6 protein-coding genes are annotated in these 8,613 nt (G+C 38.8%); 3 read left to right on the forward strand and 3 right to left on the reverse strand.

All coding sequences use genetic code 11. From position 1 onward, the window contains the following. Window positions 1–940: 940 nt before the first annotated feature. Together ACFIO5_RS02935 and ACFIO5_RS02940 are read right to left on the reverse strand one after the other, a co-directional pair. The gene (locus ACFIO5_RS02935) at window positions 941–1,954 is read right to left on the reverse strand and encodes a PAS domain-containing HWE histidine kinase family protein (protein ID WP_375633296.1); all 1,014 of its coding nucleotides are present in this window, start codon (window positions 1,952–1,954) and stop codon (window positions 941–943) included. 22 nt (window positions 1,955–1,976) lie between these two features. Next, the gene (locus ACFIO5_RS02940; RefSeq protein WP_375607013.1) at window positions 1,977–2,771 is read right to left on the reverse strand and encodes a response regulator; all 795 of its coding nucleotides are present in this window, start codon (window positions 2,769–2,771) and stop codon (window positions 1,977–1,979) included. A 168-nt stretch (window positions 2,772–2,939) separates the two neighbouring features. Between ACFIO5_RS02940 and ACFIO5_RS02945 the strand changes: the two genes are divergently transcribed. From ACFIO5_RS02945 to ACFIO5_RS02955, 3 genes are all read left to right on the forward strand, one after another. Then, on the forward strand, window positions 2,940–3,143 hold the full coding sequence (locus tag ACFIO5_RS02945; protein ID WP_375610684.1) for a NepR family anti-sigma factor: 204 nt from the start codon (window positions 2,940–2,942) through the stop codon (window positions 3,141–3,143). Window positions 3,144–3,150: 7 nt separating this feature from the next. Beyond that, window positions 3,151–3,705 (forward strand): RNA polymerase sigma factor, encoded by a 555-nt coding sequence (locus ACFIO5_RS02950; RefSeq protein ID WP_273724155.1) that lies wholly within the window; start codon window positions 3,151–3,153, stop codon window positions 3,703–3,705. Between the two features lie 224 nt (window positions 3,706–3,929). After that, window positions 3,930–5,360, forward strand: coding sequence for a sensor histidine kinase (locus ACFIO5_RS02955; protein WP_375705091.1), 1,431 nt, complete (start codon window positions 3,930–3,932; stop codon window positions 5,358–5,360). 871 nt (window positions 5,361–6,231) lie between these two features. Here the strand turns inward: ACFIO5_RS02955 and ACFIO5_RS02960 are convergent. Next, the gene (locus tag ACFIO5_RS02960; RefSeq protein ID WP_375636957.1) at window positions 6,232–8,220 is read right to left on the reverse strand and encodes a M23 family metallopeptidase; all 1,989 of its coding nucleotides are present in this window, start codon (window positions 8,218–8,220) and stop codon (window positions 6,232–6,234) included. Between the last annotated feature and the right edge of the window lie 393 nt (window positions 8,221–8,613).

The raw sequence follows: 8,613 nt of genomic DNA on the forward strand, positions 1-8,613 counted from the left end.
AGTTCCCCTTTGAGATGCGGGTTCCCCTTTGAGATGCGGGTTCCCCTTTGAGATGCTAGTTCCCCTTTGAGATTTTATTCTATAGTGAATTAATCAATGTCATTGGCTTGCACGTCATAAAAGGCTGTGTGTGGGCTTTATGTTGGTGAGTAATATTTGAAAAAAGACTGAAATGCCTCTTATGGAGGCTCTCAAAGGTCAATGGCTGTTGTAACATGAGAGACAAATAGTATGATGATGCTCAGCTACTACTTTTATGAAGTGAAAAGAGGTATGAAGGTAAAGAAGGATGTGGGGTAACAAGGGGCGGTTTTGATGGTTCACTTTACGGGGGCTATTATATCTTATTTACAGATACTGTTTTGAAATGAGCGTGGATACACTAGGAAATATTAAAAAGTGCGTGAATGGAGGGACACAAGTGTATTCTGTTTTAGGATGTCCTATTGTACCTGAAGAGGATATCTCCATTAAAGAATGCGATAAATAAAAGCATAAAATGTGTAATTTCATCAGTTAATTGTTGTTGTCGTGGATGCTTTAGTCCCGTAAAGCTGGAGAGTGATGATGGATGTTAGCTTTACTCCTTGAAATTTCATATTCTGCCAAAATAAAATTATATACGCATTGCAAAAATTACACAAAAGAGATGGGTAATAGGCTCGCTTTTATTTTGCATATAAAAGCTGAAACGGTTTGCTCTATATCGTTTTGGTTTCTGTTTTAAAATATGCCGGTTATATGAGGGATGGAAGTTGATTGAAAGCGGGAATGGATTTTATGTGGCCTTCAGTTCTCATCGTTAAGGTTTTGGGGAACTATTGGGGGACAATAGAGGTTGGTTTAAAGAGGTTGGAAAATATCTTTGTGCTTAATAAACAGATGAGACATTTTGCTAAAAAAGGGGAAACTTCTCTTGTTCATTGTTTAAAATGCTCTTTTAAGAAAAAATATCAAAATAAGTATCAGGAACAGAGAGGCAATAGACAATTCCTTCTTGTGTCAATTTGAGGGAAGCTGAACCATTCACGGAAATGGGAACGATTTTTTCGAGAACGGCACTACCAAAACAGGCTTTTTTATTGTTTGTGGGAGGGATGCCGGATTCAAAATTTTCATGCCAAGTGATGATAAGTTGTGTTTTGCCATTCAGTTTTGTTTTGATTTCACAGCGTACACAGATGCTCCCTTTTTCTTGGGAAAGAGCTCCAAAAGAAAGAGAATTGACAATCAGTTCATGAAAAGCCAAACCAATATGCAAAGCGGCATTGGGAAAAAGATAAGGATCTACGCCTTCAAGTGAAAAACGTTCTGTTTCTTTCATAAAATAGCCTAAAGCCTGCGTTTGGACCAATTCGCGAAATTGAGCACCACGCCAATCAGAATCAGTGATCAGATCTTGAGAATGAGAAAGAGAATGAAGACGACCTTGAAATTTGCGTAAGAAAACCTGAAGAGATTCAGTATAGCGGGCGGTTTGGCTGGCAATACTTTGAATGATCGCTAGAAGATTTTTAGAACGGTGACTGACCTCGCGAAGAAGGATTTTAAGCACTTGTTCACGGCGGCGTAAACCGGAAATATTAACACCGGTGGTGATAATCCCAATAATGTCTCCGTTATCATTACGATGGCAATCAATAGAAAATTTGTACCAAATCTCTTGTTTATTTGTATCTTCAAAACGTGCTTCAACAGTTTGCATTTTGCCACTGGCTAAAACTTGCAGTTTGATGGTTTCCATATTGTCTGCAAGGTCAAGCGAAAAAAAGTCGCTGTCACGACACCCAACCCGCCATTTATGGTGCAAATGGTGTGGCAAGTTTTCAGCCCATAAATAAACCAGATTTGTTGCCTGATAGAGAACACAAATATCAGCACCACGAATCGCTTGCATGAGCGCACTCATATGAGATCTATCCATGGGAGGCTTTGAAAGAGGCGTAACGATCATAATTTTAAGATGTTACTCTGTTCTAAGCCGCTTTAGAAGCATTCTCTTGAAAAAATAAAGCTTGGGAAATAAGTGCTTTCACCATATCAGGGTTAAAAGGTTTGGTCACTAAAAAAGTTGGTTCTGGACGCTCGCCGGTCAGTAGCCTTTCGGGAAAAGCCGTGATGAAAATCACCGGTATACGGTCATTTTTCAAAATCTCATTGACTGCGTCAATACCTGAACTGTTATCGGCTAATTGAATATCAGCCAAAATCAACCGTGGTTTTTTCTTATGATACATAATGACAGCTTCATCACGCGTGCGCGCTATTCCTACAACATGATGACCTAAGCTTTCTACCATTTGCTCAATATCAAGCGCAATAAGAGGTTCATCTTCAATAATCATTACTTCAGTGGCAATTTGTTGAGAAATATCAATGGATGCTTGGTTGAGCAGCTTACGGAATTCTTTCGTATCCAGATTCATGATTTCGCTAGCGTCTTGTTCATGAAATCCTTCAACGGCAATGAGCAAAAATGCTTGGCGTGCACGGGGCGTGAGATAGGATAATTTGGCACTGGTTTTTTGTTCAAGACCAAATTGGGGCAGGGGTTCAGGGATGTTTGGTGTGGTTTGGTCAAAAAGATGGCAAAAAAGCCAATAGGTACCAATTCGGTCAGTGGAGGCTTTGGGAAAAATGGAGATGTCGGCAATGAGTGCTTCCAACATCGCTGAAACATAAGCATCGCCAGAGGATTGGCTACCGGTGACAGAGCGGGCAAAACGCCGAAGATAGGGAAGATGCGGGGCAATGCGCGTTGATAATGACATAATTTATAACTCCTTTGACCTTTCAAGCATTTTGTTGGTTGAAATTCTCAACAGATAAAAAAGTTCCTTGATTTGTATGGAACTTTTTACCGACAGCTATATTTACAACCATAAGGCGAAAAATTCTTCGCGGTGCTATTAGTAATATATGGATTAGGGGGATGAAAAATGAACGACCGTGATGAAAAAAATCTCACCACACAATTTAGAGTTGGAGATGATCTTCTCGGGGTCAATAGCGAAATAGCACGGAAGTTACGTCAATTTTACATGGAAATTCAAGAAGAAGCACTGCCACGGTGTTTGCTTGAGCTTTTAGAGAAGTTGGAGCGCGCAGAGCAATTTGGCTTAAACAATGTGGAAAAGGTTTGAATCCTTTATGTCAAAGTGCGCGAAAAATTTTAAACAAGAACTCCTTTCTGTGTTGCCGGCTTTACGAGCTTTTGCTGTTTCTTTAAGTGGCAAGCACGATAAAGCCGAAGATTTGGTCCAAGATACTGTTATGAAGGCATGGGCTAAGCAAGATAGTTTTGAGATGGGAACCAATCTTAAAGCTTGGCTTTTTACCATTTTGCGCAATGAATTTTACAGTCAAATGCGTAAAAAGGGAAGAGAAGTTCAAGATACCGATGGCGTGTTTACTCAAAATGTCGCTGTTCATCCTGCTCAATATGGATCACTTGATTTGCAAGATTTCAAAAAAGCCTTAAATTTGCTTTCTGCCGATCAAAGAGAAGCCATTATTCTCATTGGCGCATCGGGATTTTCTTATGAAGATGCTGCGGCTATTTGTGGTTGTGCTGTTGGAACCATTAAAAGCCGTGTGAGCAGGGCGCGTAATCGATTACAAGAACTTCTTAAAGTAGATGGTGAGTCTGATTATGGTCCTGATTCTTATTCAGCTGGAAGTACATTGTGTTCATTTAACGGCTAAAAAAGCATAATAATTATGATCGATAGCCTTGTTTTTTTTATTCCCGTTATAGCTATTACAGTAAAGTCAGTATCTGAGGAAATTCAGAGTGTTTGGCGTGTATCCTTAGGAACACAAGAAAAGCCTGTATAAACTTTCCCACGGGCTTTAGGTTTTATGTTCCATAAGGTTGCCTTCCTTTGTGCTGAAAAATGACGACTTTCAAGTTCGCCAATGGACATTCTATGACAACAAAAACAAATTTGATGCCTCAAATGCCTTCTTCTGATGCAACGATATCACGCTGGCGGTGGGGTGCGATTGTTGTTTCTCTTGTTATGGCTCTTTTGGCATCGGTTTTTATTATGTTGCTTTCAAATGCTGTTGATCGAGAAGTTGCACAGTTGAATACAAGTTCAGAATTGCGTGAACAGGCTGATTTGGTCCTTATTAGCTTGATTGATATGGCTGTTGCTGATCGCAGCTATGCAAAAACGCGCAAGGCGGAAGATAAAATACGTTTTGAAAATGCAGAGCGGGAGTTAGGGGATATTCTCGATTATATCGCACTTATTGTTTATGCGCATCCACAATGGGATGAATGGTTTACGGCTTTTAAAAAAGAGGTTGAAGCACGAAAAGCCTTTATGAATGCCCATATGCATGCTCTTGATGCGATTCCTGAACAACCCTCTCAACCTTCTCATGCTGCCTCTTTTGAAGTATCAAAGATTCCTGTGGCACGTTTAGCTCAATTGATGACAAGCTTTATTAATGGGGATGATGTGGTGCGACAAAAACAGCGTGAGGGTATCGCATTAATGCGGGCTGCTTTGACATTGGCGGCTATTGTTTCCGTTGTGAGTACTTTTATTTCTGCCTATTTTGTTATTAATCGTTTTCATCGTGATATGCGCTCTTTAAAATTGTATCAATTGCTGCTTCATAGTGAAAATATCGCTCTGGAAGCCCGCGTGAAAGAACGAACACAAGAATTAGAAAGAGCACGTAATCACGCTGAAAAAGAACGCCAACGGGTTGAAATATTGTTGCAGGATGCAAGCCATCGCATTGGCAATTCTCTTGGGACGGTGTCTTCTTTGTTGGGGCTCCAGTTAAATCGGAGCAAAAATGAAGAGGTCCGTGCTGTTCTAGGAGCTGCACGTGATCGTATTCAGACAATTTCTACAGCACATCGTCGTTTGCGCTTAAGTGATGATATGGAAACGACTTTTTTGGCAGAGTTTCTCAGTTCTGTTGTGCATGATGTCGAATTGGCAGTCCCTTTTGAATTGCGTGAAAACATCGCCATTCACACAAACTTTAAAGATTGTCGCCTGTCTTCAAGAGATGCGACAACACTTGGAATTATCCTTGGTGAACTGCTGACAAATTCCTTAAAACATGCCTTTCCTAATCAACGGTCGGGTCATATTTATATTTCTTTTGGTCCCCAGAAAGATGGACAATTGATGCTCATTGTAGAAGATGATGGCGTGGGAATGAAAAGCCAAACTTTAAAACAAAAAACAGGACTTGGTCGTGTGGTCGTGGAACAGCTCTGTATGCAATTTGGTGAAAAACCTCTGTTTGAAACTTCTGCTTTAGGAGGTACAAAGATTGTCATTCCTTTGCCAAAACTTAGCATGAATAGTTCAAAAAAAAGCTCTGACTGATTTTTTTAAGAGATAAATTCTTTACTCTCTGCTTGTTCGTTTTAATAAAAATGAGAAAAAATATAACTTAGATGACGCGAACACAGCACCATTCATATCAGATTGTCAATTGTCTTCAAGAGAAGCAACATTGCTTCTTTATCTTTTGGTCTCTTTGTTTTTTGCTTTGCTGACTCCGATTATCGGCTTTCAAAATTCTCCTGTTGTTGTATGCTTTATAGCTTTGAAGTACTTGAGTTAAAATTTAAATTTATTTTGAATAAAAGCTCCTTTAAACCGATAATACTTATATTAGTAAGCTCTATTTCTTTGTGAAGAGATTGTTTTTTCAAATTTTGTTATTTTTTGTAAGGCATGTAAAACTTTAAATATGTGGTGTTTTTGTAAAAGTGTGTAACGAATATTCTTAAGGATAACTTGCTCATAAAGTTTATGAAACACTGTCCTTTAGGGCTATGAACAGCATAAGCATTCAACAGGTGAAATCTCTTCAACAAAAAGTCGGGTTGTTTATAGAATGATCGGGTTGTTTATAGAATGATATGGATTTTAGAATCTTCGTTCTTTAGAAAAACTCACCTTTGATTTGAGATTTTATTGCATGGCAAATAAGGACGGGCTATCGTTTTGATAAAATAAACAATAAAGAGTTAGCCTTTTTTGGTTTCATATTTTACACTTTTCTATTGTGCGTAAACCTGAAAAGGGGAGGGCGTTTTATTTTTAATCATTGTTATGCGACCTTGGGTGGTGGCATATTTCGGCAAATTCTTTATAGATATTTAAAGTGCGGAAATCTCTTTAAGAAAAATAAGCGCTAAAGCATATTTTTAGATGTTTTGAGTCGTAAAAATGCAGATGCTTTTATGCTTTAAGTTTCTTCGGAGGGTGTTATCGGGCTGTTGATCAAGGCATCAATATTGTTTTTTTCTTGTAGGAATGTTTGTAGGTCTTGATTGGTTAAGGCTTTGCTATCCGGTATACGAATGCGCATGGGATCAACTTTGACGCCATTGACAATGATTTCAAAATGACAATGGGGACCGGTTGCCATTCCTGTTGTTCCAACATACCCAATGATTTGTCCTTGTCGTACTTTCACGCCTGGTTTGATGTCTGGTGCATAACGGCTTTGGTGTGAATAACTGCTGACATATCCATTGGCATGTTGAATTTCTGTGTGATTTCCATAGCCACCTGTTACACCTACTCTTGTGACAATACCATCTCCTACAGCAATAATGGGTGATCCTTTAGGAGCAACCCAATCAACTCCCGTATGCATGCGAACATAGCCTAAAATAGGATGTTTGCGTGGACCAAAGGGGGAGCCAAAAATCCCATTTGGTGTGGGTTTGCGCAGCAAGAAAGGCTTTGAACTCCTCCCTTCAGAATCATAATAATCAACGCTTCCATCTTTTAATTGATAACGGTAATATTTATAAGTTGTATTTCCAAAAGTTGCGCTAATATAACGAATTTCTGGATCAGTGTTTTGGGATGCTTCCTTTGCTTTCAAGTTCTTTTTGCCATTTTGGTTTTCTTTATCGCTTTGTGGTACAGCATAAAATATTTCGATCTGATCATTGGGTGTTATCAGACTTTTCATGTCAATATTGGTGGCTAGCAGACGAATAAGACGATGAGAGAGAGATTGTGATATATTATGGCTTAGCAAAGCACTATAGAGTGCATCATAAGCCGTTGGTAATTGCGCACTATTGATATAAGAATGCGGAATACCATTTTGAAAAGCCGTTTTAAGTGCTTTAGACATTTTAGGCTCTGTGCTTTCAATGAATTGGCCTTTATCATTCAGGGCAATGGTGAGAATATGATGCATCCCTTGATAGATACTTGCGCGTACGAGATGATCTTCTTCACCAGCTTGTGTCACGATACCAATGCGTAAAAGGCTTCCCTCTTTAAGGGAATCGGAAAGGCTTATTTTTTCTAGCGTTTTTACAACCTGGTCAATTTGCTTTTTTGTATAACTGGTTTTTTTGAAAGCATCGGCTATCGTTTGTTTTTTACGAATAGGAATAATATCTTCAACATAGTTTTTCGTCAGATCGATACGGTGACTTTGAGGAGAAACGGTTACATTTTCTTGAACGATTCGAACTTCAGGGGATTCTGTGCCTTGGGAAGGGGAGGATACATCTTCTAATTTTAAAGGATCAATCAATGTGAGAACTGAAAGAAGTTCGGAGCTCTTTTCTAAAGTAAATCCAGCTTTTTGCACTTCTTGTTGTGCCTCTTCATCTGTCAATGTGTCGCTGTCATCAAAATCGAATTGATTTACCTTAAAATCATAGCTGCGTAAGGTGAGTTTTGTTTCAACCTTTGCACCGTAAATCTGCCCAGAATCTTCTTGTGGTGCGATATTTTGATTTTTAGAATCACTGGCAAGAATGCTTAAAGAATCAAATTTTGGATAACTATATTTCTGGGGGCGATTTTCGGCTAAAGCCATACGAATCCATTCAAAATGTTGTGTTTGAATGACTTTTTCATCGCCTTTTTTTTGTAGAATCGATAGTTCAAATTGACGTTTTCTGTCAAAGCTTTGCCGTGCATGGGTGGGAGAAATACGATCACCTTTATAGCCATTGGCCTCAGGGTCTTGTGATTCTGATAGGTTTTCTTGCGTAAACCATTGTGGCGGTGTTACCAATCGCTGTTGTTCATCAAGAGCCGTAAAAAGTGCAATCCCCATAAGAATGCAGGAAGTGATTCCTGTCAGAATGGTTCCCGTAAGCCAACGAGCAGAAACCTGTCGGCGCGCAGGCCGCAAGCGCTTGACGACAAGAGCAGGGTCTTGTCCAGGATCGTTTTTTTGTTGTTCGTTATCCCACATAGATTTATAAGAGTACTTTTCAATATTAAATAAAGAAAGCTAGATAGATAGCTTAGCATGCTTCTACAGGAATTTGATTCTTTTTACAAATTACAGATCATGCGATTCTCTTTATACAGCAATGTCTTTATAAATCGTATCTGCGCAGAAAATTTTCTCTATTAAAGTAGCATAAAACAAGCGTTATTGTGATTAACTCATTCCTAGGCAACTTCCTATTTTTATGCATTGCAATGGGGTGCTATATTTTACTTTAAAGGCGCCATGCTCTCTTTGAACTCCTTGCTGTTTTCATGTTTTATTTTTATGAAGGCAGATTTTTCCTATAATTGCTTGTTGCCAATAATGTCTTGAAATAGGATTTTTTGTTCAATATTTTATTGGTATTGTTTT

It is taken from the genome of Bartonella sp. AA86SXKL, from assembly GCF_042196885.1.